Annotated in this window: 23 protein-coding genes; 9 read left to right on the forward strand and 14 right to left on the reverse strand. The window is 60.9% G+C overall.

What is annotated here, in order from left to right; translation table 11 throughout:
• Positions 1-31: 31 nt before the first annotated feature.
• The 3 genes from alr to dadA form a co-directional block, all read right to left on the reverse strand.
• Entirely contained in the window at positions 32-1,105 is a 1,074-nt protein-coding gene (gene alr, locus LOY52_RS26290; RefSeq protein WP_258677250.1) for an alanine racemase, read from the reverse strand.
• A 95-nt stretch (positions 1,106-1,200) separates the two neighbouring features.
• Entirely contained in the window at positions 1,201-1,554 is a 354-nt protein-coding gene (locus LOY52_RS26295; protein ID WP_027610426.1) for a RidA family protein, read from the reverse strand.
• Complete coding sequence (gene dadA / locus LOY52_RS26300; RefSeq protein WP_258677253.1) at positions 1,526-2,830, reverse strand: D-amino acid dehydrogenase; 1,305 nt, start codon at positions 2,828-2,830, stop codon at positions 1,526-1,528. Before dadA ends, LOY52_RS26295 begins: the two co-directional genes overlap by 29 nt.
• A 155-nt stretch (positions 2,831-2,985) precedes the next feature.
• On the opposite strand from dadA, the gene LOY52_RS26305 reads away from it, so the two are divergent.
• The gene (locus LOY52_RS26305) at positions 2,986-3,474 is read left to right on the forward strand and encodes an Lrp/AsnC ligand binding domain-containing protein (RefSeq protein WP_003177284.1); all 489 of its coding nucleotides are present in this window, start codon (positions 2,986-2,988) and stop codon (positions 3,472-3,474) included.
• 109 nt (positions 3,475-3,583) lie between these two features.
• Here the strand turns inward: LOY52_RS26305 and LOY52_RS26310 are convergent, their stop codons facing one another.
• On the reverse strand, positions 3,584-3,937 hold the full coding sequence (locus LOY52_RS26310; RefSeq protein WP_258677254.1) for a YkgJ family cysteine cluster protein: 354 nt from the start codon (positions 3,935-3,937) through the stop codon (positions 3,584-3,586).
• Positions 3,938-4,084: 147 nt separating this feature from the next.
• Here LOY52_RS26310 and LOY52_RS26315 point away from each other — a divergent pair, with 147 nt between their 5' ends.
• On the forward strand, positions 4,085-5,395 hold the full coding sequence (locus LOY52_RS26315) for an FAD-binding oxidoreductase (RefSeq protein ID WP_258677256.1): 1,311 nt from the start codon (positions 4,085-4,087) through the stop codon (positions 5,393-5,395).
• A gap of 116 nt (positions 5,396-5,511) precedes the next feature.
• Here LOY52_RS26315 and LOY52_RS26320 read toward each other — a convergent pair whose 3' ends face one another.
• Entirely contained in the window at positions 5,512-5,757 is a 246-nt protein-coding gene (locus LOY52_RS26320; RefSeq protein WP_096796094.1) for a DUF1127 domain-containing protein, read from the reverse strand.
• 179 nt (positions 5,758-5,936) lie between these two features.
• On the opposite strand from LOY52_RS26320, the gene LOY52_RS26325 reads away from it, so the two are divergent.
• The gene (locus LOY52_RS26325) at positions 5,937-7,355 is read left to right on the forward strand and encodes a PLP-dependent aminotransferase family protein (RefSeq protein WP_258677258.1); all 1,419 of its coding nucleotides are present in this window, start codon (positions 5,937-5,939) and stop codon (positions 7,353-7,355) included.
• On the opposite strand, the gene LOY52_RS26330 is transcribed toward LOY52_RS26325, so the two are convergent.
• The 4 genes from LOY52_RS26330 to LOY52_RS26345 all read right to left on the reverse strand — a co-directional run bounded on the left by LOY52_RS26330 (position 7,356) and on the right by LOY52_RS26345 (position 11,774).
• Positions 7,356-7,895 (reverse strand): hypothetical protein, encoded by a 540-nt coding sequence (locus tag LOY52_RS26330; protein ID WP_258677260.1) that lies wholly within the window; start codon positions 7,893-7,895, stop codon positions 7,356-7,358. It lies immediately after the preceding gene.
• Positions 7,892-10,321: a fimbria/pilus outer membrane usher protein gene (locus LOY52_RS26335; protein ID WP_258677262.1), complete on the reverse strand. Its 2,430-nt coding sequence runs from the start codon at positions 10,319-10,321 to the stop codon at positions 7,892-7,894. The genes LOY52_RS26330 and LOY52_RS26335 overlap by 4 nt, the downstream gene beginning before the upstream one ends.
• The gene (locus tag LOY52_RS26340) at positions 10,321-11,034 is read right to left on the reverse strand and encodes a fimbria/pilus chaperone family protein (RefSeq protein ID WP_258677264.1); all 714 of its coding nucleotides are present in this window, start codon (positions 11,032-11,034) and stop codon (positions 10,321-10,323) included. Before LOY52_RS26340 ends, LOY52_RS26335 begins: the two co-directional genes overlap by 1 nt.
• A gap of 89 nt (positions 11,035-11,123) precedes the next feature.
• Positions 11,124-11,774 (reverse strand): DUF1120 domain-containing protein, encoded by a 651-nt coding sequence (locus LOY52_RS26345; protein WP_258677266.1) that lies wholly within the window; start codon positions 11,772-11,774, stop codon positions 11,124-11,126.
• A 310-nt stretch (positions 11,775-12,084) separates the two neighbouring features.
• Here LOY52_RS26345 and LOY52_RS26350 point away from each other — a divergent pair, with 310 nt between their 5' ends.
• The 3 genes from LOY52_RS26350 to LOY52_RS26360 all read left to right on the forward strand — a co-directional run bounded on the left by LOY52_RS26350 (position 12,085) and on the right by LOY52_RS26360 (position 14,883).
• Complete coding sequence (locus LOY52_RS26350) at positions 12,085-13,632, forward strand: phospholipase D family protein (protein WP_408980414.1); 1,548 nt, start codon at positions 12,085-12,087, stop codon at positions 13,630-13,632.
• 124 nt (positions 13,633-13,756) lie between these two features.
• Entirely contained in the window at positions 13,757-14,053 is a 297-nt protein-coding gene (locus tag LOY52_RS26355; protein WP_258675765.1) for a transposase, read from the forward strand.
• Between the two features lie 20 nt (positions 14,054-14,073).
• On the forward strand, positions 14,074-14,883 hold the full coding sequence (locus LOY52_RS26360; RefSeq protein WP_258677271.1) for an IS3 family transposase: 810 nt from the start codon (positions 14,074-14,076) through the stop codon (positions 14,881-14,883).
• 62 nt (positions 14,884-14,945) lie between these two features.
• Here LOY52_RS26360 and LOY52_RS26365 read toward each other — a convergent pair whose 3' ends face one another.
• Positions 14,946-16,088 carry an MFS transporter gene (locus tag LOY52_RS26365; RefSeq protein ID WP_258677273.1) on the reverse strand — a complete coding sequence of 381 codons (1,143 nt, stop codon included), beginning with the start codon at positions 16,086-16,088 and terminating at the stop codon, positions 14,946-14,948.
• 191 nt (positions 16,089-16,279) lie between these two features.
• Positions 16,280-17,773, reverse strand: coding sequence for an aldehyde dehydrogenase (locus tag LOY52_RS26370; RefSeq protein WP_007962373.1), 1,494 nt, complete (start codon positions 17,771-17,773; stop codon positions 16,280-16,282).
• Between the two features lie 234 nt (positions 17,774-18,007).
• Between LOY52_RS26370 and LOY52_RS26375 the strand changes: the two genes are divergently transcribed.
• Positions 18,008-18,370, forward strand: a complete 363-nt coding sequence (locus tag LOY52_RS26375; RefSeq protein ID WP_258677275.1) for a cupin domain-containing protein — start codon at positions 18,008-18,010, stop codon at positions 18,368-18,370.
• Positions 18,371-18,549: 179 nt separating this feature from the next.
• Here LOY52_RS26375 and rpmG read toward each other — a convergent pair whose 3' ends face one another.
• Both rpmG and rpmB read right to left on the reverse strand, forming a co-directional pair.
• A complete protein-coding gene (rpmG, locus tag LOY52_RS26380) occupies positions 18,550-18,705 on the reverse strand; it encodes a 50S ribosomal protein L33 (RefSeq protein ID WP_003177274.1) in 156 nt (51 codons plus the stop codon).
• Between the two features lie 11 nt (positions 18,706-18,716).
• Entirely contained in the window at positions 18,717-18,950 is a 234-nt protein-coding gene (gene rpmB, locus LOY52_RS26385) for a 50S ribosomal protein L28 (RefSeq protein WP_003229474.1), read from the reverse strand.
• Between the two features lie 446 nt (positions 18,951-19,396).
• Between rpmB and LOY52_RS26390 the strand changes: the two genes are divergently transcribed.
• Entirely contained in the window at positions 19,397-20,983 is a 1,587-nt protein-coding gene (locus LOY52_RS26390; RefSeq protein ID WP_096796086.1) for an ABC transporter substrate-binding protein, read from the forward strand.
• Positions 20,984-21,095: 112 nt separating this feature from the next.
• Here the strand turns inward: LOY52_RS26390 and radC are convergent, their stop codons facing one another.
• Positions 21,096-21,770, reverse strand: a complete 675-nt coding sequence (gene radC, locus LOY52_RS26395; RefSeq protein ID WP_098966267.1) for a RadC family protein — start codon at positions 21,768-21,770, stop codon at positions 21,096-21,098.
• Between the two features lie 136 nt (positions 21,771-21,906).
• Between radC and coaBC the strand changes: the two genes are divergently transcribed.
• Entirely contained in the window at positions 21,907-23,115 is a 1,209-nt protein-coding gene (gene coaBC / locus LOY52_RS26400) for a bifunctional phosphopantothenoylcysteine decarboxylase/phosphopantothenate--cysteine ligase CoaBC (protein WP_258677277.1), read from the forward strand.
• The last annotated feature ends 4 nt before the right edge of the window (positions 23,116-23,119 follow it).

Here is a 23,119-nt window from a genome sequence, read left to right on the forward strand (position 1 = left end):
GTATTTACAACACTTGGCCCCCGCAGCAGCCTCAACCCTCGGAATAGAGCCTTGGCACGCGACGCAGGTTGCAGAAGATCTGGTACGGAATGGTATCCGCCCACTTCGCCACTTCGCTGGCGAGGATGTTCTTGCCCCATAGCTCGACGGTCGAACCGAGGTCCGCCTCCGGCACATCGGTGAGGTCGATGCAGAGCATGTCCATCGAAACGCGGCCTAGCAGGCGACTGCGTTTGCCGGCCACCAGCACCGGCGTGCCGGTCGGCGCATGACGCGGGTAGCCATCGGCATAGCCCATGGCGACCACGCCGATGCGCATCGGCTTGTCGGTGATGAATTTGGCGCCGTAGCCGATTGGCTCGCCGGCGGGCAATTCACGCACGCAGATGACTTTCGATTCGAGAGTCATCACCGGTTGCAGGCGCTCGGCCACGGCGTTGGCTTCTTCGAACGGCGTGGCGCCGTAGAGCATGATGCCCGGGCGGACCCAGTCGCTGTGAATCTGCGGCCAACCGAGCACCGCCGGCGAGTTGCGCAGGCTGACTTCAGCCGCCAGGCCCTGACGCGCCGCCTCGAACACCGCGACCTGATCGGCACTGCTCTGCTCATGCAGTTCATCAGCACGAGCGAAGTGGCTCATCAGCACGATCTTCGCCACTTTGCCGCTGGCCAGCAGGCGCTGGTAGGCCGCCGCGTAGTCCTTCGGATGCAGGCCGACGCGGTGCATGCCGGAATCGAGCTTGAGCCACACGGTGATCGGTTTGTTCAGTGCCGCCTGCTCGATGGCTTCGAGCTGCCACAGCGAATGCACCACGGTCCAGAAATCATGCTCGCCGATCAGCGCCAGTTCATCGGCTTCGAAGATTCCTTCGAGCAGCAGCACCGGGGCCTTGATGCCGGCCGCGCGCAGCTCCAGCGCTTCTTCGATGCAGGCGACGGCAAACCCGTCGGCTTCAGCTTCCAGCGCCTGGGCGCAACGCACCGCACCATGACCATAGGCATCAGCCTTGATCACCGCCAGCGCCTTGGCGCCGGTGACTTCGCGGGCAATTCGGTAGTTGTGACGCAGGGCTTCTAGGTCGATCAGGGCACGGGCAGGACGCATGGCGGCAGACTTCTAGGCGGTCATGGAAATAAAAAACCGGCGCCGACTGACGACGTGAACCGCCAACAGCGCCGGGAGAGGGATCTTTGAATCGGTTACGGCAACGCGGCGACGATGGAGATCTCGACCAGGATGCTCGGCTTGGCCATCTTCGCTTCGACGGTGGCCCGAGCCGGCGCGGCGCCCTTGGGCAGCCACTGATCCCACACCGAATTCATCCCGGCAAAGTGCGCCTCGATGTCGTTCAGGTAGATCGTCGCCGACAGCAAGTGCTGCTTGTCAGTCCCGGCCAGATCCAGCAAACGCTCGATATTGGCGAGCACCTCGCGGGTCTGCTGTTCGACTCCGGCGTCGAAGTCGTCGCCGACCTGCCCGGCCAGATACACGGTGCCGTTGTGGGTGACGATCTGACTCATGCGCTCATTGGTGAGCTGGCGCTGGATTGCCATGTTTTGCGGACTCCTGAGGCTTGTTGCCGTAACGGGAAATATCGAGGCCTTCGGCGCTTATCTGCGGCTTTTTCTTCGCCATCAGATCGGCCAGCAAACGACCGGAACCGCACGCCATGGTCCAACCCAGGGTGCCGTGACCGGTGTTGAGGAACAGGTTCTTGAACGGCGTGGCGCCCACGATCGGCGTGCCGTCCGGGGTGGTCGGACGCAGACCGGTCCAGAAGCTCGCCTCGGCCAGATTGCCGCCCTGAGGATAAAGGTCGTTGACGATCATCTCCAGGGTTTCGCGCCGACGCGGGTTCAGCGACAGGTCAAAACCGGCGATTTCCGCCATGCCGCCGACGCGGATGCGGTTGTCGAAACGGGTGATCGCGACCTTGTAGGTCTCGTCGAGAATGGTCGAGGTTGGGGCCATGTCCGGGTTGGTGATCGGCACGGTCAGCGAGTAACCCTTGAGCGGATACACCGGGGCCTTGATGCCCAGCGGCTTGAGCAGTTGCGGCGAGTAGCTGCCGAGAGCCAGCACGTAGCGGTCGGCGGTTTCCAGCTTGCCGTCGATCCATACACCGTTGATGCGGTCACCGGCGTAGTCGAGGCGCTGGATGTCCTGGCCGAAGCGGAACTCCACACCGAGTTTCACGGCCATTTCCGCCAGACGCGTGGTGAACATCTGGCAGTCGCCGGTCTGATCGTTCGGCAGACGCAGAGCACCGGCGAGGATGTCGGTGACATTGGCCAGTGCCGGCTCGACGCGGGCAATGCCGGCGCGGTCGAGGACTTCAAACGGCACGCCGGATTCTTTCAGCACGGCGATGTCCTTGGCGGCGCCATCGAGCTGTGCCTGAGTGCGGAACAGCTGGGTGGTGCCAAGGCTGCGGCCTTCGTAGGCGATGCCGGTTTCGGCGCGCAGTTCGTCGAGGCAGTCGCGGCTGTACTCGGACAGACGCACCATGCGCTCCTTGTTCACCGCGTAACGGCTGGCGGTGCAGTTGCGCAGCATTTGTGCCATCCACAGGTACTGGTCGATGTCGGCAGTGGCTTTGATCGCCAACGGCGCGTGGCGCTGCAGCAGCCACTTGAAGGCCTTGAGCGGCACACCCGGCGCGGCCCACGGTGAGGCATAACCCGGCGACACCTGGCCGGCGTTGGCGAAACTGGTCTCCATGGCCACGGCTGGCTGCCGGTCGACTACCACCACTTCGAATCCGGCACGGGCCAGATAGTAAGCACTGGCGGTACCGATGACGCCGCTACCCAAGACCATTACGCGCATTTTGTATCCCTCATCGCGGCGGGGCCGCGTACGTCTGTTGTTAGAGCAATGATGCGCGCAGTGTAAAAAAGATTGGCCAGTGCATTTCACTATATAAGCGCCTATATTTGGCGACAATTCTCGGCAAAAACCCTTTTCACGGAGGCGCATCCCCTATGCGTACCAACACTCAGACCAAACGTGAGCTGGACAAGATCGACCGCAACATCTTGCGGATCCTGCAGGCGGACGGGCGCATATCGTTTACCGAACTCGGTGAAAAGGTTGGTCTGTCCACCACACCGTGTACGGAGCGAGTGCGGCGACTGGAGCGCGAAGGGATCATCATGGGCTACAACGCCCGCCTGAATCCGCAGCACTTGAAGGGTAGCCTGCTGGTGTTCGTCGAGATCAGCCTCGACTACAAATCCGGCGACACGTTCGAGGAGTTCCGCCGCGCGGTGCTGAAACTGCCGCACGTGCTGGAATGCCACCTGGTGTCAGGGGATTTCGACTATCTGGTGAAGGCGCGGATCTCCGAGATGGCCTCGTACCGCAAGCTGCTGGGCGACATTCTGTTGAAGCTGCCGCATGTGCGTGAGTCGAAGAGCTATATCGTGATGGAAGAGGTGAAAGAGAGCCTGAGCCTGCCGATACCGGACTGAAGATTGGCATCGCTCCATTCGCGAGCAGGCTCGCTCCCACAGGGAATGCATTTCAAATGTGGGAGCGAGCCTGCTCGCGAAGGCGTCAGCTCAGTTCCGAGTGAACCCGTTAAACCAGCACCTGCCGATTCGAGGCCATGTACTCGAAGATCTGCTTTTCAACGCGCGGATGAATCAACTCCACCGGCCCCCGCCCGTTCGGGCACGGCAGGGTTTTGGTGGTACCGAACAAGCGGCAAATCAGCGGCCGCTCGCCGTACACCGTGCAACCATTGGGCCCCAGGTGCACACAGTTCAGCGCCTCCATCGCCGCATCCTGCTCGGCGCGGGTCTTGCGCGGCAGGCGCGACATTTCTTCCGGCGAGGTAGTCACCGGCCCACAGCAGTCATGGCAGCCCGGCACGCACTCGAACGTGGGGATCTGCTGACGCAGGTCGCGGATTATCTGGCGGTTGCAGCTCATCTAAACAGTAACCCACATGAAATAGGCGGCAATTGTGCCGCAAAAGCCGTGATCCACACAGCAACGGCCGACCAGTGTTGCCCGTCTTCGGCCGTGCGGCTTATGCTCCGTCAAATTTTCTCGACACCCAGCCGTTGGATGATGCCCATGAACGCCCGCGCCCGAACCTTCGCGAGCCAACCCCACGTTGCCTCTTATTACGCCGCCAGCAGTCTGCCGCAGCCTGACCATCCGGCGCTGCAAGGCGAGCTGAGCGCAGACGTGTGCGTGGTCGGCGGCGGGTTTTCCGGGCTCAACACCGCGCTGGAACTGGCCGAGCGCGGCCTCAGTGTGGTGTTGCTGGAAGCGCACCGCATCGGTTGGGGCGCCAGTGGCCGTAACGGCGGGCAGTTGATTCGCGGGGTCGGCCACGGCCTCGACCAGTTCAGCAACGTCATCGGCACTGATGGCGTGAGGCAGATGAAACTGATGGGCCTGGAAGCGGTGGAAATCGTCCGCCAGCGCGTCGAGCGTTTCCAGATCCAGTGCGATCTGACCTGGGGCTACTGCGACCTCGCCAACAAACAGGCCGATCTCGAAGGCTTTGCCGAAGATGCCGAAGAGCTGCGCAGCCTCGGCTATCGCTACGAAACCCGCCTGCTGCAAGCGGATGAAATGCACACCGTGGTCGGCTCCAAACGCTATGTCGGTGGCTTGATCGACATGGGTTCCGGGCATTTGCACCCGCTGAACCTGGTGCTGGGCGAAGCCGCTGCCGCACAGCAATTGGGCGTGCAACTGTTCGAGCAATCGGCGGTGACGCGTATCGATTACGGCCCCGCAGTTCGCGTCCACACCGCTCAAGGTTCAGTGCGGGCGAAAACGCTGGTGCTGGGCTGCAACGCTTACCTCAACGACCTCAATCCGCAACTCAGCGGCAAAGTACTGCCCGCCGGCAGTTACATCATTGCGACCGAACCGCTTGGCGCAGAACTGGCGCACAGCCTGCTACCGCAAAACATGGCGGTCTGCGACCAGCGCGTGGCGCTGGACTACTACCGGCTCTCAGCGGATCGGCGTCTGCTGTTCGGCGGTGCCTGCCACTATTCCGGGCGCGATCCGAAAGACATCGGCGCCTACATGCAGCCGAAGATGCTCGAAGTGTTTCCGCAACTGGCGGGCGTGAAGATCGACTATCAATGGGGCGGGATGATCGGCATCGGTGCCAACCGTCTGCCGCAGATCGGCAGGCTCAATGATCAGCCGAACGTGTATTACGCCCAGGCCTATTCCGGGCACGGGGTGAATGCCACGCACCTGGCGGGCAAGCTGCTGGCCGAGGCGATCAGCGGCCAGCACAGCGGTGGCTTTGATCTGTTTGCCAAGGTGCCGCACATCACCTTCCCCGGCGGCAAGCATTTGCGCTCGCCGCTGCTGGCGTTGGGGATGTTGTGGCATCGACTCAAGGAGCTGGTCTGACGGATACGTGGCGCCTTTGCCGACGCCTTCGCGAGCAGGCTCGCTCCCACACTTGGAATGCATTTCCTTGTAGGAGCGAGCCTGCTCGCGAATGGTCCTCACGATCACTGAAAAATTCAGATCCGCCAGAACGGCTTCAACCCTTCTTCATTTGCCTGCTCCCGGGTCAACCCAACGTCCTTGAGCTGCTCCGGCGTCAGGTTCAACAGCGCCTTGCGCGTGTGCAGACGATGCCAGAACAGGCCCCAGCGACTCAGGCCGGATGGCGCGTTGCGCATGGCGCAATTCCATGCACTGTCCTCCTGCCCTGCCGCCAGTTCCTGACTGTGTAACGTCAGCCGCACATCGCTCAAGCCGTTCATTTTTGTCGCTCCTGTTTACTTGGGTAGCCAGAGATTCCATGATGCGCGGGGCGGAAAAAGCATTACAGATTCAACACATCTGTATTAACTCCATACAGATTTGCCATTCCTGAGACTGAATTACCGATTTTTGCTGCATCTGTACTGGTTTAACGAATCACCTGCATCGAGGCAGTGCCATGACCCTGTATGTGAACCTCGCCGAACTGCTCGGCACCCGCATCGAACAAGGCTTCTACCGTCCTGGCGATCGCCTGCCTTCGGTGCGCGCCTTGAGCGTAGAACACGGGGTCAGCCTGAGCACGGTGCAACAGGCCTATCGCATGCTCGAAGACAGCGGCCTGGCGACACCGAAGCCCAAGTCCGGCTACTTCGTGCCGGTGGGCCGCGAGTTGCCGGAGCTGCCTGTGGTCGGGCGTCCGGCGCAGCGGCCGGTGGAGATTTCGCAGTGGGATCAGGTGCTGGAGCTGATTCGCGCGGTGCCGCGCAAGGACGTGGTGCAACTGGGTCGCGGGATGCCCGACGTGACCACGCCAACGATGAAACCGCTGCTGCGCGGACTGGCGCGGATCAGCCGTCGGCAGGACATGCCCGGTCTGTATTACGACAACATCCACGGCACCCTCGAACTGCGCGAACAGATCGCCCGGCTGATGCTCGATTCCGGCTGCCAGTTGAGCGCCAGCGACCTGGTGATCACCACCGGTTGCCACGAAGCGCTGTCGACCAGCATCCACGCGATCTGCGAGCCGGGCGACATCGTCGCGGTGGATTCGCCAAGCTTTCACGGCGCCATGCAGACGCTCAAAGGGCTGGGCATGAAAGCTCTGGAAATCCCCACCGATCCGCTGACCGGCATCAGCCTCGAAGCGCTGGAACTGGCATTGGAGCAGTGGCCGATCAAGGTCATCCAGATCACCCCCAACTGCAACAACCCGCTCGGCTACATCATGCCGGAGTCGCGTAAACGCGCCCTGCTCAACCTCGCGCAGCGCTACGATGTGGCGATCATCGAGGACGATGTGTATGGCGAACTGGCCTACACCTACCCGCGTCCGCGCACGATCAAATCCTTCGACGAAGATGGCCGCGTATTGCTGTGCAGTTCGTTTTCCAAGACCCTGGCGCCGGGGCTGCGCATCGGTTGGGTCGCGCCGGGACGGTATCTGGAGCGGGTGCTGCACATGAAATACATCAGCACCGGTTCCACCGCACCGCAGCCGCAAATTGCCATTGCCGAATTTCTCAAGGGTGGGTACTTCGAACCGCATTTGCGGCGGATGCGCACTCAATATCAGCGCAATCGCGACGTCATGATCGATTGGGTTACCCGTTATTTCCCGGCCGGCACCCGCGCCAGCCGCCCACAGGGCAGCTTCATGCTGTGGATCGAATTGCCGGAGGGTTTCGATACGCTGAAACTCAATCGCGCGTTACACGATCAGGGCGTACAGATTGCCGTCGGCAGCATCTTTTCCGCCTCGGGCAAGTACCGCAATTGTCTGCGGATGAATTACGCGGCCAAACCGACACCGCAGATCGAAGAAGCGGTGCGCAAGGTCGGCGCAGCAGCGATCAAACTGCTGGCTGAAGCCTGATCATTCGAGCTGAAAGGTGCCCTGCCCCTCAAACCGCTGAAGGTCGGCGACACGGCTTGAGGCATCACTGACGCGAGCCTCGATTTCCAGCTCCACTGCCAGATGACGACCGGCGGCGATACTGCCTGCGCGCCATGCGGTGATGCGATCGCCAGGCTGCAAGAGACCTGCCGCGCCCGCGTCGCTCTCATCGCGCCGCCATTGCACCGGCGCGCCATCCAGACGCGCCGCCACAATGCGTATCTGCAACCGTCCCGGTGCCCAGCGGTAATGCAGCGCATCGCTGCTCGGGGCAGCAAAGGACCACCTGATCGCGCGCGCAGCCGGACATTGAATCCGTAGATGAACCGTGCGCACACCAAAACTGCCGTCATTGCCCGATGGCCGGGCGAGCAGCTCCGCCCGCGTCGTAACGCCATAGTCCACAGCGCTCGGTGAGAGGGTCATCTGACAGGCCTCGCTGGCCATGACCGAGGTTGATGCCAACGATGCCAGTGTCATCAGGATAATCCATTGATGCATGCGCAATAACTCGGTCATGTAAGGTTCAAAGGCTGACAGAGCGCGTCGACGGGCTCGATCAATGCTTGCTCGTCCGGCGATTCAGCCAGATTGAATTGCAGGTCGCAGTGCGCGTTATCCGACAGTTGCACCCGCAGCGACTGCCCGGGTTTGATGTCCGGTAGAAAGATCGTCCCGGCCTCAAGCACCGTGGTCACGTATGCGCCGTGCTCATCCTGTACTGCGAGGCCACTGGACAGCCATTGCCGATCAAGCGTCCTGGCCTTCAACAGCACACGCCGCACGCGGGTAATGGAGAAATCCAGATGCTGAACCGAGCCGCGCCCGGCCTCCACTTCCTGATAACCGTCGAGCACCTCCACATTGCGTGGCAGGCTCAACGGGTCGACCTCCAGCCTGGCTGTCGCATAGGGCGGCAGACTCGCCGCAATTGCCCGGCCTGAATCGTCCGTCCACACCGGACCTTGCGGCGTGTACAGCTTCAGACCCGCTCTATCGCCGGCCTTGAGCACGGCAAACGTCTCGCGCAGCGGGTACGGCGACAGCGTGACACCGTCGCGATGCAGCGCCATGCCGCCGCGCAGCCCCAGGTCGAATTCGCTTGCCCCGGCTCGCTGGCTCAGCCCCAGATCCACATGGGTGTAAGGCGCCAGTGCGTTGACCCGCAAACCCAGGGATGGCGCCGCGGCTTCACGGTGTTCGGCGCTGGCGCTATAGGCCAGGGTTTCACTGAGCACTTCACTCATCGACACGCCACTGCGCACCCCGGATCGCGGATCGCTGCGCAGATAGCTACGGGCCCTGCGCTGCTCATCCAATGGCATCCCGACCGTCAGATAAGCAGAGGTGCCCCGGCGATACACATCGGCATCGCCGATGCCCCGCTCAAGACTCAACGACAGGCTGATCCGCGCGGGTAGCGTCTGCGACCACGACAATCCCAGGCGCATGTTGGGCGGCTCGTCCACGCTGGTGTAGCGCGACCAGGTCATGCCGAATGCCCCCCAGCGCTCGACAGAGCCGTTGAGGGCAAACGTCCAGTGCTCGCGCCCGGAGGCTTCGACGCGTCCCCGCTGCTGGTTCCAGCCCGTGTCCGACAGGGTACGAAAGCCCTGACCACGGCGCACGGCAACCACGCTGGCGGACAGGTTCGGCGACAACACGGCACTGACCGTCATTTGCAACTGATGCCCTGCAATGCCTGCATCTCGGTCGCTGGACAACACCTGGCGTACACCGCTGGTTATATCGCCCGGCCATTGACGCTGTAGCCCCCAACCTGCCGACAGATAGTCCGCACCACCGAGGATCCCGCCGCTCACGCGCAACGCTCGCGACAGACTCCATTCCCGGCCAAGGGTGGCGAACGACGGCGCCTGACGATCATCCGAACCTTGGCGTCGCACAGTGCCCAGCGCCAGATTGAAGCCGTCCGCCCGGTCGAATGGAGAGTCCTGAAGACTGGCTGCGGGAACGCGAAAACGCCGCACCTGCCCTTCCTGCTCGTGCACGCTGACCTCAAGGTCGAGCCGGTTGCTCAACAACGGCAGCGCGCGCAAGGTAAACGGCCCACCGGGAACCAGCGTGGTGTAGATCAGCACGCCGTTCTGCCGGACTTCGATTCGTGATGGCGACCAGGCAATGCCCTCGACCTCGCCACGTGCGCCCTCCTGTGCCGCGCGCATTTGCGCGAACGCATCTTCCGGCAGAATCTGCACACCGTTGAACGATTCGCCGGCGAACAATGGCGACTGCAAGTTCAACTGGCCAATCTGTACGTTGGCTTCGTAAGCTTCCAGAGTGCGCGTGCCATAGGCATACAGATGCTCGAGGCGTGTGCTGTCAGGCAGTTGCGTATAGGACTGGCGACTGCGCAAAACCCAGTTGCCGACATTCAAGCCAATCTCCGAACCCACACTGCGAAAGTCGCTACGCTGCCCTTCATACTGGCTGCCCATGACCAACGCATCGTAGTTGAACACGCCGCCCACACCGCCATTGGCGAAGCTGCGCGATTGTAATTCCGGTAACGCCAGCAGATCGGTCGGCACCAGCAAGTCGATCTGTTCCTTGCCGGGATGCAGTGCAACGGTTGCCGCCGGCAGGCCCTCGCGCAGCGTCAGGCACTGCTGCCGCTGCGCAGACACCGCAGCCGCTTGCGAGCGCACTCCGGCGGCCTTGAGCAAGGCCGGTTGCAGGCACGGCTCGCCCTCTGCATCAAATGTCACAAACACCCGCCCCTTGGGCTGCCCATTGACCTCAAGCGCGACCAGCCATGTGCCTTGGGAAAAACGTGGCGCCTGGCGGAAATACGCAGCCAGTGCGGGGTCGAGTCCGCGTTCGCGCAGCATTTGCGCATCGAACTCCACCACTTCGCCGGCCATCGCCATACCAACCGCATTCGCCATCAACAGTGCCAGTCCCTGACGGGCACACCTGTGCATCAGTGCGTTACCGGGGCATCGAAGTGATCGACCGCGAAGCCATAGGTGGTGGCCGGAAAAATCCGTACCGCCATGGTCCGCACCGTCGAGCTCAACGGCAACCCGACAGACAGGCGCTCCCCAGGCAGGATCCAGGTACGCGGCAGATCCACCATTTGCACGCCAGGCTGCGGAACAATGGCTTTGGCCAGGCGCACTACGTAGGGACTGGAGTTACTGACCACCAAGCCTTCAACCGTGGCCGACCAGCTCAGGTGCTTCCATGGCTCGCGCTCGACCGGCAGGCCGGCGGGCCGCAGAATCACTGGCAGATTTTGCCGCACCCCCAGATTGACCCGAGCGCCGTCCGCGCCTGACGCCGGATTTATCCCCTCAAAGATCACCCGCTTCAGACGCTCGGTCTGCAACGGTTCGGCGTTCTGCAAAATGAACCGCACCTGCTGCACTGCCCCGGCCTCGACACGGGCAATCGGCGGGGTGAACACCAACAGCGATTGATCATGCGGCTCGATATTTTCGACTGTGGTGTACAACAGGGCCGGACGCGTTTCGGTATTTCGTACGTTCATGGTTGCTTCACCCACTCCCTCATCCACCACCAGCACCGGGGTTTGCGGCACCATGCCCGCAGCGTGGGCGACAGGCATCAAAATCAGGGCGAGCAGGCACAGTGGCAGCGCCCTGAAGACAGGGCGACAGATCGAAATCGGCATCGGTATTGTTCCGCTGGGAGTTGCAACGCCCCTTCAAAGGGCGCGCCGAATGAGCGAGAAGGAACCCGGCAACGGCCGGGTTCTGACGATCAGAGGTAGTACATGTCGAAGGTCACCGAGCCATCGAGCGGAATCTCGCTGGTGATCGGCAGCGCGTTGCTCGGGCCGATGATCGGCAACAGGCGCATCGGAAACCCGTGGTGACGCGCCGCGACCGGGCCAGCTGCCACGCCGGAACCCCATGAGTAGAGCGCCGGCGCATTGCTCACCAGCGGCGCAGCAGGCAGTTGCCACGCCGGTGCTGCCAGAGTGCGTGTCATCAGAGTCTGCGGGGCACCGTCGGCTTCCGGAAGACCGTGACGCAGCGCAAATCCGCCGATACGGATGCCGTTGATTTCACCAAGGCCGTAGAACAAAGCCGGATCGCTGTTACCGGCGCCATCGTTGATGCCCGGCAATTTGGTGGCTGCGCGATTGTCTCTGACCGATACCTCAACGGGTGCCGGCGCATCGCAATTGATGTGCAGCGAAATATCGTGAGTCGGTAGCAGCGTCTGCGTGGTCTTGTTGAGTCTGGCTGCCGATATCTTGCGCAAATCTACTGTGCCGCCACCGGCAAATGCGGGGATGCACGAAGTCGGAATAATGGTTCCGATCACGCTCAGGTCCACGCTTTCGGCGACGGCCAGCGTGGGTATCACTGCAGCCGCAACGGCCGCCATCCATGTTGATTTTTTCATCTGTCCCTACCTGTTTGGCTGTTTATAAATGGCAGTTGTTCAGTGCATCGTTTTCACAAGCCGTGAACACCGGGGCGATGATTTCGTTTTTTGTAGGCTCCGTATGTAGGAATCGGCACCAATCAACAGCAGAAAAAACGACAAAGCAAATAGTCCAAAACAACATGCGAACTCATTCCTACTTTCGAACGACTAATTGTTTACCCAGTGTGGCGAGGGTCCGCATGTAAGCGGCCCTGGAAATCCTCTGCATGCCATACTCCGCCCCCCAGCCTCCAGCCGAGAAAGCAACGTGCGACCCGGAAAAAAATTGCTCGCTGTCTGTGTGTTGTGTTCGTTGGCCAGTGGTTGCGCAAACCTCGATGTGCCACGCGAGCCCAGCCAGGCGTTGCCGGCCGTCGGCGCATTCGGCCGCTCGATCCAGGCTCAGGCCGCGCCCTATCAGGGGCGTTCCGGATTCCGCTTGCTGTCCAACAGCACCGAGGCGTTCACCGCTCGCGCCGAGCTGATTCGCAATGCACAAACCAGCCTCGACTTGCAGTACTACATCGTCCATGACGGCGTCAGCACGCGGATGCTGGTGGAGGAACTGCTCAAGGCCGCCGACCGTGGCGTGCGCGTACGCATCCTGCTCGACGACACCACCAGCGACGGCCTCGACACGATCATCGCCACGCTGGCGGCGCATCCAAAGATCCAGATCCGCCTGTTCAATCCGCTGCACCTGGGTCGCAGCACCGGCGTGACCCGCGCCGCCGGACGCCTGTTCAACCTGTCGCTGCAACACCGGCGCATGCACAACAAACTGTTCCTGGCGGACAACAGCGTGGCCATCGTTGGCGGACGCAATCTGGGCGACGAATATTTCGATGCCGAGCCGAACCTGAATTTCACCGACATCGACATGCTCAGCGTCGGCCCGGTGGCCGAGCAGCTCGGGCACAGTTTCGACCAGTACTGGAACAGCGCGCTGAGCAAGCCGATCGACGAATTCCTCTCCAGTCAACCAAGCGCCAAAGACCTGCAGAACACCCGCACGCGCCTGGAAGAGTCGCTGGATGAAACCCGTAAACAGAATCACGCGCTGTATCAACAGTTGATGACGTTCAAGACCGCGCCACGCATGGACATCTGGCGCAAGGAACTGATCTGGGCCTGGAACCAGGCGCTGTGGGATGCGCCGAGCAAAGTGCTGGCCAAGGACGAACCGAACCCGCAATTGCTGCTGACCACGCAACTGGCGCCGGAACTGCGCGGCGTCAGCAAAGAGCTGATCATGATCTCGGCATACTTCGTGCCCGGCCAGCCGGGGCTGGTGTACCTGACCGGGCGCGCCGACGCCGGGGTCTCGGTGAGCCTGCTGACCAATTCGCTGGAAGCCACCGATGTGCCAGCGGTGCACGGCGGTTATGCGCCGTATCGCAAAGCGCTGCTGGAGCACGGGGTGAAACTGTATGAACTGCGCCGTCAGCCTGGGGATAACTACGGCAGCGGCCCACACCTGTTCTACAGCAAGTCTTTCCGTGGTTCGGATTCCAGCCTGCACAGCAAGGCGATGATTTTTGATCGGCAGAAAGCATTCATCGGCTCGTTCAACTTCGATCCGCGCTCGGTGCTGTGGAACACCGAAGTCGGGGTTCTGGTGGACAGCCCGGAACTGGCCGAACACGTGCGCGAACTGGCGCTGCAAGGCATGGCGCCGGCCCTGAGCTATCAGGCGAAACTGCAGGATGGCAAGATTGTCTGGGTGACCGAGGACAATGGTCAGATGCACACGCTGAGCAAGGAACCGGGGAGTTGGTGGCGGCGCTTCAATGCATGGTTCAGCACCACTGTCGGTCTTGAGCGGATGCTTTAAAAAAGCAAAAGATCGCAGCCTGCGGCAGCTCCTACAGGGAAACCGCATTCCAGTGTAGGAGCTGCCGTGTTGTGGTCGAATTTTTTTAGACCATGATGTAGGAGCGTCGATTTAAGGAAGCATCATGGGATATCGGGTTGTCACGTCAGAGGAAAAAGCAGAAGCCATTCGCTTGGTCGTGGAGATGAATTACTCCATCCCTAAAGCCTGTGAAGCTACTAATGTGGGCCCTACGGCCCTGCGTCGCTGGGTTTCGCGCTGGCGTCGAGAGCAGGAAGGCATGTCGCAGCCACCGCGATTGCAGGATCAGGAACTGATCGAATCGCTCCAGGCAAAGCTGGCACTGCTTGAAGCCGAGAACCAAGTGCTAAAAAAGCAATTGCCCTCTCATCTAAAGGTTCTGTTCGGTCGAACCAAGTGATTGATGGCGTTCGAGGTGCAATGTCGATTCGGCGCATGTGCTCAGTGCTTGGTGTTGCCCGAAGCAGCTATTACACCAAGCGTAAACCCAAGCGCCTGAAGCCTGAACTGCGCTTGCTGAGGCGTAAACTTCGTGCGATGCATAAAGAACATCGTGAGGCGTTAGGTACTCGTGGGTTTTCCAGAGAGCTAAGAAAAGAGGGGATTTTTATTGGGCGCTGTCGAATGCGCACGCTGATCAACACCTTTGGCCTACACCGACGCAGACCGTGTTATGCCCACTATCGACGCGCTACGAAACCAGCGATTGTTGCACCGAACATACTTGATCGGCGTTTTAATCCGACCCAGCCAGACACACTTTGGGCCGGTGACATTACCTACATCCGAGTCGGAAATAGCTGGCTTTATCTGGCGGTGGTGATGGATCTGTTTTCACGCAGAATTGTGGGGTGGGCCTGTTCCCGAACTGCCGATGCTGAGCTGTCTGCAAGGGCGCTAAAGTTAGCAGTGTCACTACGCCGTCCGATGCCTGCGTTGCTATTTCACTCAGACCAAGGCTGCCAGTACACCGCTGATCGATTTGTTGGCTGCTTGGCAGAAAACCGGATCGTTCAGAGCATGAGTCGTCGAGGGAACTGCTGGGATAACGCAGTTGTTGAGCGCTATTTCAGGACGTTGAAACACGATTGGATGCCGGAAAACGGCTACCAAAACCATTTCGAAGCGGAGAAGGATGTGATGGATTTTGTTCATCACTACAACCATCGTCGTTGCCACTCTGCCTCGAACCAATTGCCGCCTGCGCTATTTGAGCAGCAGGCGGCCTAATACTCCTACGGAGTGGTTTAATAAAACTGAACCACTACACCGCAGGCTGCGATCTTTTGACCTTAAGCCGTCTGCACCGTCCCGAATGCCCCCTGACGCATCAGCAGAATCACCAATCCAAACGCCCCCGCCGCCATCAACAACGGCAACGCATGCCCGCTGATCCACTGACTGCCCGCCCCCGCCAGCAACGGCCCGATCAGACAGCCGACACCCCACAGCTGCGCAATGTGCGCATTGGCCCGCACCAGCGCATCGTCGCGATAACGCTCGCCGATCAGAATCAGTGACAAGGTGAACAGGCCACCGGCACTGGCGCCGAACAACACCCACAACGGCCAGATCAGCAGCGTGTCGATCAACAGCGGAATCGCCAGACTCGACAGCATCAGGATCACTGCGCAACCGGCGAACAACGTGCGCCGCGACAGGTAATCCGCCAGCGCGCCGATCGGCAGTTGCAACAGTGCGTCGCCGACCACCACCGTGCTGACCATCGCCAGCGCAATCTCGGCGGTGAAGCCCTGTTGCAGGCAATACACCGGCAACAGCGTGAGGATCATCGCTTCGAACGCGGCGAACAGTGACACCGCCCAGGCAATCGCCGGCAGCTCCCGGGCAAAACCCCAAAGATCACTGAACGTCACACTGCTGGCTTCACTGCTCGGCGCACCGCTGCGGCCCATCAACAGCAATGGCGAGACTGTCAGCAGCCCGACACCGACCCAGAAACCATAATCATGCTCAGTGCCTAGCGCACCCAGCAGCAGCGGACCAGACAGTTGGCTCAGCGCATAGCTGCTGCCATACAGAGCGACCAGACGACCGCGCCAGTGTTCGACGACCAGTTGATTGATCCAGCTTTCGCCAAGGATGAACACGATGGTCAGGATCACCCCGATCATCAGGCGCAGCACCAGCCACACCGGATAACTCGGCAACAGCGCGAGCAAGCCGATCGACAACGCCCCGGCCCACAGGCACAGGCGCATGAGGTTGGCGGTGCCGAAACGTGCCGCCAGATGACTGGAAATCTTCGCGCCCAGCAACACGCCAATGGCCGGCATCGCCGCCATCACGCCGATGGCAAAAGAACCGTAACCCCAGCCCTCCAGACGCAACGACACCAGCGGCATGCTGACCCCCAGGGCCAGACCGACACTCAAGACAGACGCCAACACGGCGAAATACGTCGCCCAACGCATGTTCCACGCTCCTGTGGATAATTATTTTTAAAGGCCACATCAAACAAATGTGGGAGCGAGCCTGCTCGCGAATGCGGCTGCACATTCAGCACATGGGCTGACTGATACACCGCTTTCGCGAGCAGGCTCGCTCCCACAGGGATCTGCCTCGTCTGGAGGGTCTGCTCTTGCGAACAGACCCTCCTAACGGCTTACAGCTTGATCCACGTCGCCTTCAGCTCGGTGTACTTGTCGAACGCGTGCAGCGACTTGTCGCGACCGTTGCCCGACTGCTTGAAGCCGCCGAACGGTGCGGTCATGTCGCCGCCGTCGTACTGGTTGACCCACACGCTGCCGGCGCGCAGTGCTTTGGCAGTCAGGTGCGCCTTGGAAATATCCTGAGTCCATACCGCCGCGGCCAGGCCATACGGCGTGTCGTTGGCGATCTGGATCGCTTCTTCGGCGGTATCGAAGGCGATGACCGACAGCACCGGGCCGAAAATCTCTTCCTGAGCGATCTTCATCGCGTTGCTCACGCCGTCGAAAATCGTCGGCTCGACGTAAGTGCCACCGGTTTCCTGAAGGATGCGCTTGCCGCCCGCCACCAGTTTGGCGCCGTCGCTGTGACCGGATTCGATGTACGACAGCACGGTGTTCATCTGCTGGGTATCGACCAGCGCACCGACGTTGGTCGCCGGGTCCAGCGGGTTGCCCGGCTTCCAGGTTTTCAGCGCCTCGATCACCATCGGCAGGAATTTGTCCTTGATCGAACGCTCGACCAATAGGCGCGAACCGGCGGTGCAGACTTCGCCCTGGTTGAAGGCGATGGCGCTGGCGGCGGATTCGGCAGCGGCTTGCAGATCCGGCGCATCGGCGAAGACGATGTTCGGACTCTTGCCGCCGGCTTCCAGCCACACGCGCTTCATGTTCGATTCGCCGGAGTAGATCATCAGCTGCTTGGCGATCTTGGTCGAACCGGTGAACACCAGCGTGTCGACGTCATTGTGCAGCGCCAGCGCCTTGCCGACGGTGTGGCCGTAGCCCGGCAGCACGTTGAGCACGCCTTTCGGAATGCCGGCCTCAACGGCCAGCGCAGCGATGCGGATGGCGGTCAGCGGGGATTTTTCCGACGGTTTGAGGATCACCGAGTTACCGGTCGACAGCGCCGGGCCGAGTTTCCAGCAGGCCATCATCAGCGGAAAGTTCCACGGCACGATGGCGCCGACAACGCCCACCGGCTCGCGGGTCACCAGACCCAGTTGATCGTGCGGCGTGGCGGCGACTTCGTCGTAGATCTTGTCGATCGCCTCACCGCTCCAGCTCAGCGCTTGCGCCGCGCCCGGGACATCGATGTACAGCGAGTCGCTGATCGGTTTGCCCATGTCGAGGGTTTCGAGCAGCGCCAGTTCTTCAGCGTGCTGCTTGAGCAGGCTGGCGAAACGAATCATGGTGGCTTTGCGTTTGGTCGGCGCCAGGCGCGACCAGACGCCGGAATTGAAGGTGGCGCGGGCGTTTTCCACGGCGCGCTGGGCGTCGGCGGCATCACAGCTGGCGATCTTGCCCAGCAGACGGCCATCGACCGGGCTGATGCACTCGAAGGTCTCGCCGGAGACGGCGTCGGTGTATTCGCCGTTGAGGTAGGCGCGGCCTTCGATCTTCAGGTCGCGAGCACGTTGTTCCCAATCGGCACGAGTCAGGGTGGTCATTCGAGTGTCCTCCTCTTGTTGAATAGAGCGCCGCGTTCTTCGCGGACGTCTTCAGGAATGCTGCCCGGCCAGCCTGCTTTTCGGCCCAAGGCACCCGCCACCCTAAACCAGCGGCCGGGGTTGTTTCAATATATTTGACATAAGCGCGCCATACGCCCTTGCGGTGTTCATTTTAATAAACATAGACTTTGGCCCTTTCAAGTCACCGCGCCGTCATCACGGGAGAAAACAACAATGAACATCCAGAACGTCGTCGATATCAGCCTGACCAGCAGCGAAGCCGAACGCTATCGCCCGGACCCGGCCAAAGTGCTCAAGGGCGATCCCGAGCAAGCGGTGTTCAACCAGTACGACAGCCCTTGTGGGCAAATGGGTGTTGGCGTGTGGGAAGGCGCGGTCGGGCAATGGACAGTGAACTACACCGAGCACGAATACTGCGAAATCCTGCAGGGGGTTTCGGTGCTGCGCGACAGCGATGGCAATGCCAAGACCTTGCGTGTTGGCGACCGCTTTGTGATTCCGGCCGGTTTCCGTGGCACATGGGAGGTGCTGGAGGCTTGCCGCAAGATCTATGTGATCTTTGAACAGAAGGTTTGAGTCTTTCGCCGATATTACCGGCCCCTTCGCGAGCAGGCTCGCTCCCACATTCGACCGCATTCCATTGTGGGAGCGAGCCTGCTCGCGAAAGCGTCGCAACAGTCAGCACAAAACTCAAGGCAACAAAAAAGGCCCGCATCTCACGATACGGGCCTTTTTTGTAAGTCGGGAAAAATCAATTACTTGATTTTGCCTTCCTTGTAGATCACGTGCTTGCGAACAACCGGATCATATTTCTTGATCTCGATTTTGTCCGGAGTAGTACGCTTGTTCTTGTCGGTAGTGTAGAAGTGACCAGTACCGGCGCTCGAGATCAAACGAATCAATTCACGCATGATTAGCTCCCTTAAATCTTGCCATCGCGGCGAAGTTCGGCGAGCACGACACTGATGCCACGCTTGTCGATGATGCGCATGCCTTTGGCAGATACGCGCAGACGCACAAAACGTTTCTCTTCTTCAACCCAGAAGCGGTGATGCTGCAGGTTCGGCAGGAAACGACGACGGGTTTTGTTGTTTGCGTGGGAAATGTTATTCCCGGTTACCGGACCCTTACCGGTAACTTGACATACTCTCGACATGCCTCAGCCCTCTAAAACCACATGCCCAACCCGGCATGGGTTGGCCGCTTAATCTCTCAGTCATTTGGCGCCAGGCGCCGCGTTTCTTTAGAGGTCTTACCGGCTACACCTACAGTGAAGGAACCGGGCCCCTAGAAAAGAGCGCTGCTTTATACCAGAAAGACCGGGGTGCAACAACAATGGATGTGCAATCAACCGCTAAAAAGGCGCTTTTTCCGCCTGCAGACGCTTTGGATAAAGGCTGAGGCGAGTTTCGACCACTCGTCGCAGAAAACCGCTCCAACAGACGTTTCCGACTTTTCCTCGTGCACCGCGGTCTGAAAAACGTCACTGCCCCGGCCCGAAAAATGCAAAAAGGGGATAGTCATTTGCAATCCAGCCCTCTAGGGTAACCCTTTTCCAGACTGCACCTGCAGATGGCCTTCGATCTGTAAAGGAAGCCGACCATGCGCCTCGCTGCCCTACCCCTGTTGCTCGCCCCGCTTCTGCTGAGCCCCCTGGCCCAGGCTGCCGCCTTGAGTGTGTGCACCGAGGCCAGCCCTGAAGGGTTCGACGTGGTGCAATATAACTCGCTGACCACCACTAATGCCTCGGCCGACGTGCTGATGAATCGCCTGGTGGACTTCGACACCGCCAGCGGCAAAGTCGTGCCGAGCCTGGCCGACAGCTGGGAAGTCAGCACCGACGGCCTGACTTATGTGTTCAAGCTGCACCCGCAGGTGAAGTTTCACAGCACTGACTATTTCAAACCGACCCGCACCCTGAGCGCTGAAGACGTCAAATTCAGCTTCGACCGCATGCTCGATCCGGCCAACCCATGGCACAAAGTGGCGCAAAGCGGCTTCCCGCACGCCCAGTCCATGCAGTTGCCGGCGCTGATCAAGAAAATCGACGCACTCGACCCGCTGACCGTGCGCTTTACCCTCGATCACCCGGACTCGACGTTCCTCGCGACTCTGAGCATGGGCTTCGCCTCCATCTATTCCGCCGAATATGCGGACAAGCTGCTCAAGGCCGACGCCACCGACAAGCTCAACAGCCAGCCGATCGGCACCGGTCCGTTCGTGTTCACGCGCTTCCAGAAAGACGCCTCGGTGCGCTACAAGGCCAACCCGGACTACTTCGGTGGCAAGCCGGCGGTCGATCCGCTGATCTTCGCCATCACCCCGGATGCCAACGTGCGCCTGCAAAAGCTGCGGCGCAACGAGTGCCAGATCGCTCTGTCGCCAAAACCGCTGGACGTGAAGGCTGCGCAGGAAGAGCCAACGCTGAAAGTGGAAAAGACTGACGCGTTCATGACCGCTTTCGTCGGCATCAACAGCCAGCACCCACCGCTGGACAAGCCGGAAGTGCGCCAGGCGATCAACCTCGCCTTCGACAAGGCCAACTACGTCAAAGCCGTGTTCGAAGACACCGCCGAACCGGCCAACGGCCCTTACCCGCCGAACACCTGGAGCTACGCGAAGAACCTGCCGGGCTACCCGCACGACGTGGCCAAAGCCAAGGCGTTGCTGGCCAAGGCTGGACTCAAGGACGGCTTCCAGACCACCATCTGGACGCGCCCGTCCGGCAGCCTGCTCAACCCGAACCCGAGTCTGGGCGCGCAGTTGCTGCAGTCGGACCTGGCGGAAATCGGTATTCAGGCGGAAATCCGCGTGATCGAGTGGGGCGAACTGATCCGCCGCGCCAAGGCTGGCGAGCATGACCTGCTGTTCATGGGCTGGGCCGGCGACAACGGCGATCCGGACAACTTCCTCACGCCGCAGTTTTCCTGCGCGGCGGTCAAGTCCGGCACCAACTTCGCCCGCTACTGCAATGCCGACCTGGACAAGCTGATCAGCGCCGGCAAGACCACCAGCGAGCAAGGCGTACGCACCAAACTGTACGAACAGGCGCAGGCGCAGATTCAGCAGCAGGCGCTGTGGTTGCCGCTGGCACACCCGACCGCCTATGCGCTGACGCGCAAGGATGTGCAGGGTTATTCGGTTAGCCCGTTCGGGCGGCAGGACTACTCGAAGGTCAACCTCAAATAACCCGCCGCAACACACTCCCCCTGTAGGAGCTGCCGAAGGCTGCGATCTTTTGATTTTGTTTTTCAGATCAAAAGATCGCAGCCTTCGGCAGCTCCTACAGGGGATAGGCCGGCTACATCCAGCCGCACTCCGCCATCGACAGCGGCTCGCCGTCGCCAATGATGAAGTGATCCAGCACCCGCACATCAATCAGGTCCAGAGCCTTCTGCAAACGCTTGGTCAGTTGTCGATCCGCCTGGCTCGGATCGCTGTTCCCCGACGGGTGGTTGTGGCAAAGAATCACCGCCGCCGCGTTGTTGGCCAATGAGCGCTTCACCACTTCCCGGGGATGCACGCTGGTATTGTCGATCGAGCCGCGAAACAGCGCCTCGAACGTCAGCACCTGATGCTTGGAATCGAGAAACAGACAGCCAAACACCTCGTGTGGCTCATGGCGCAGCATGGATTTCAGATAGTCCCGAACTGCCTGCGGATTCTCCAGCGCCGGTTTTTTACGCATGCGCTCGGCCAGATGTCGCCGCCCCATTTCCAGCACCGCCTGCAACTGCGCGAATTTCGCAGGCCCCAACCCCAACTGTCCGCTGAACGCCGCAAGATCGGCCTCCAGCAACGCGCGCAGGCTGCCGAATTGCGTCAACAGGTGTCGCGCCAGATCGACCGCGCTTTTTCCCGTGACCCCGGTTCGAAGAAAAATCGCCAGCAATTCAGCATCGGAAAGGCTTCCCGATCCCTGTTCAAGCAGCTTCTCCCGCGGCCGCTCCGCCGCAGGCCAATCGCGAATACTCATACACCTTCCTTGTCTGTGGGCGCCGCTGTTCCGTAGCGGTCGCTGTGATATCGTAGCCCATCTTTTTTGCGGGCGAATTCACCCTGGGGAGGGGGTTTCGCCACGTATGTCACCCACGAAATGTAAAGGCAGACCTATGCAGCGGCTGTATCGGAAACGCATCGTTCTGGGCGTCGGCGGCGGCATTGCGGCCTACAAGAGCGCCGATCTGGTTCGTCGCCTGATCGACCAGGGCGCCGAAGTGCGCGTGGTCATGACCCATGGCGGCGCCGAATTCATCACCCCGCTGACCATGCAAGCGCTGTCCGGACACCCGGTTCACCTCGACTTGCTCGACCCGGCCGCCGAAGCTGCCATGGGCCACATCGAGCTGGCCAAATGGGCCGATCTGGTTCTGATCGCCCCAGCCACTGCCGACCTGATTGCGCGTCTGGCCCAAGGCATCGCCAACGATTTGCTGACCACTCTGGTGCTGGCCACCGACGCTGTTGTGGCGGTCGCGCCGGCGATGAACCAGGCCATGTGGCGCGACCCGGCGACCCAGGCCAACCTGCAACTCCTTGAAAGCCGTGGCCTGAAGACCTTCGGCCCGGCCTCTGGCAGCCAGGCCTGCGGCGACGTCGGCATGGGCCGGATGATGGAAGCCACCGATCTGGCGCAGTGCGCGGCGGACTGCTTCCAGCGTCAGGCACTGACCGGCAGGCACGTGGTGATCACCGCCGGCCCGACTCAGGAAAACATCGATCCGGTGCGCTACATCACCAACCACAGCTCCGGAAAAATGGGCTTCGCTCTGGCTGAAGCCGCGGTGGAAGCCGGCGCCCGCGTGACCCTGATCAGCGGCCCGGTGCACCTGCCGACGCCGGATCGCGTCACGCGCATCGACGTGGTCAGTGCCCGCGACATGCTAGCGGCCTGCGAATCGGCCATCCCGTGTGATGTGTTCATCGCCTCGGCAGCGGTGGCGGACTACCGTCCGGAAGTCGTTGCCCCGCAAAAACTCAAGAAAGACCCTACAAGCGGCGACGGCTTCGTCCTGCAAATGGTGCGCAACCCGGACATCCTGGCCACCATCGCGACCCGCCCCGACCGTCCGTTCAGTGTCGGCTTCGCCGCCGAAACCGAACACCTGCTCGACTACGCTGCACGCAAGCTGAAAGACAAGAATCTCGACCTGATCGTCGCCAACGACGTCGCCAACCCGAGCATCGGTTTCAACAGCGAAGAAAACGCCTGCAGCGTGATCGACCGCGAGCTTCACGCCACTGTTTTCGCCCAGACCAGTAAGAGCAAGATCGCTCGCCAACTGGTCACTTTTATCGCCGAACGTCTGAACCAGGTTTAATTTA

It is taken from the genome of Pseudomonas sp. B21-051 (assembly GCF_024748795.1).
Lineage (GTDB): Bacteria > Pseudomonadota > Gammaproteobacteria > Pseudomonadales > Pseudomonadaceae > Aquipseudomonas > Aquipseudomonas putida_A.

Bases quoted from the DNA above. Each gene is read 5' to 3' on its own strand.
- LOY52_RS26295 (WP_027610426.1), bottom strand. From the start codon at position 1,554: ATGGCAATCCAGCGCCAGCTCACCAATGAGCGCATGAGTCAGATCGTC.
- LOY52_RS26310 (WP_258677254.1), bottom strand. From the start codon at position 3,937: ATGAGCTGCAACCGCCAGATAATCCGCGACCTGCGTCAGCAGATCCCC.
- LOY52_RS26375 (WP_258677275.1), top strand. From the start codon at position 18,008: ATGAACATCCAGAACGTCGTCGATATCAGCCTGACCAGCAGCGAAGCC.
- LOY52_RS26305 (WP_003177284.1), top strand. From the start codon at position 2,986: ATGCGTACCAACACTCAGACCAAACGTGAGCTGGACAAGATCGACCGC.
- LOY52_RS26330 (WP_258677260.1), bottom strand. From the start codon at position 7,895: ATGACCGAGTTATTGCGCATGCATCAATGGATTATCCTGATGACACTG.
- LOY52_RS26390 (WP_096796086.1), top strand. From the start codon at position 19,397: ATGCGCCTCGCTGCCCTACCCCTGTTGCTCGCCCCGCTTCTGCTGAGC.
- dadA (WP_258677253.1), bottom strand. From the start codon at position 2,830: ATGCGCGTAATGGTCTTGGGTAGCGGCGTCATCGGTACCGCCAGTGCT.
- rpmG (WP_003177274.1), bottom strand. From the start codon at position 18,705: ATGCGTGAATTGATTCGTTTGATCTCGAGCGCCGGTACTGGTCACTTC.
- LOY52_RS26345 (WP_258677266.1), bottom strand. From the start codon at position 11,774: ATGAAAAAATCAACATGGATGGCGGCCGTTGCGGCTGCAGTGATACCC.
- coaBC (WP_258677277.1), top strand. From the start codon at position 21,907: ATGCAGCGGCTGTATCGGAAACGCATCGTTCTGGGCGTCGGCGGCGGC.
- LOY52_RS26340 (WP_258677264.1), bottom strand. From the start codon at position 11,034: ATGCCGATTTCGATCTGTCGCCCTGTCTTCAGGGCGCTGCCACTGTGC.
- LOY52_RS26360 (WP_258677271.1), top strand. From the start codon at position 14,074: ATGTCGATTCGGCGCATGTGCTCAGTGCTTGGTGTTGCCCGAAGCAGC.
- alr (WP_258677250.1), bottom strand. From the start codon at position 1,105: ATGCGTCCTGCCCGTGCCCTGATCGACCTAGAAGCCCTGCGTCACAAC.
- LOY52_RS26325 (WP_258677258.1), top strand. From the start codon at position 5,937: ATGACCCTGTATGTGAACCTCGCCGAACTGCTCGGCACCCGCATCGAA.
- LOY52_RS26355 (WP_258675765.1), top strand. From the start codon at position 13,757: ATGGGATATCGGGTTGTCACGTCAGAGGAAAAAGCAGAAGCCATTCGC.
- LOY52_RS26320 (WP_096796094.1), bottom strand. From the start codon at position 5,757: ATGAACGGCTTGAGCGATGTGCGGCTGACGTTACACAGTCAGGAACTG.
- rpmB (WP_003229474.1), bottom strand. From the start codon at position 18,950: ATGTCGAGAGTATGTCAAGTTACCGGTAAGGGTCCGGTAACCGGGAAT.
- LOY52_RS26370 (WP_007962373.1), bottom strand. From the start codon at position 17,773: ATGACCACCCTGACTCGTGCCGATTGGGAACAACGTGCTCGCGACCTG.
- LOY52_RS26365 (WP_258677273.1), bottom strand. From the start codon at position 16,088: ATGCGTTGGGCGACGTATTTCGCCGTGTTGGCGTCTGTCTTGAGTGTC.
- radC (WP_098966267.1), bottom strand. From the start codon at position 21,770: ATGAGTATTCGCGATTGGCCTGCGGCGGAGCGGCCGCGGGAGAAGCTG.
- LOY52_RS26315 (WP_258677256.1), top strand. From the start codon at position 4,085: ATGAACGCCCGCGCCCGAACCTTCGCGAGCCAACCCCACGTTGCCTCT.
- LOY52_RS26335 (WP_258677262.1), bottom strand. From the start codon at position 10,321: ATGCACAGGTGTGCCCGTCAGGGACTGGCACTGTTGATGGCGAATGCG.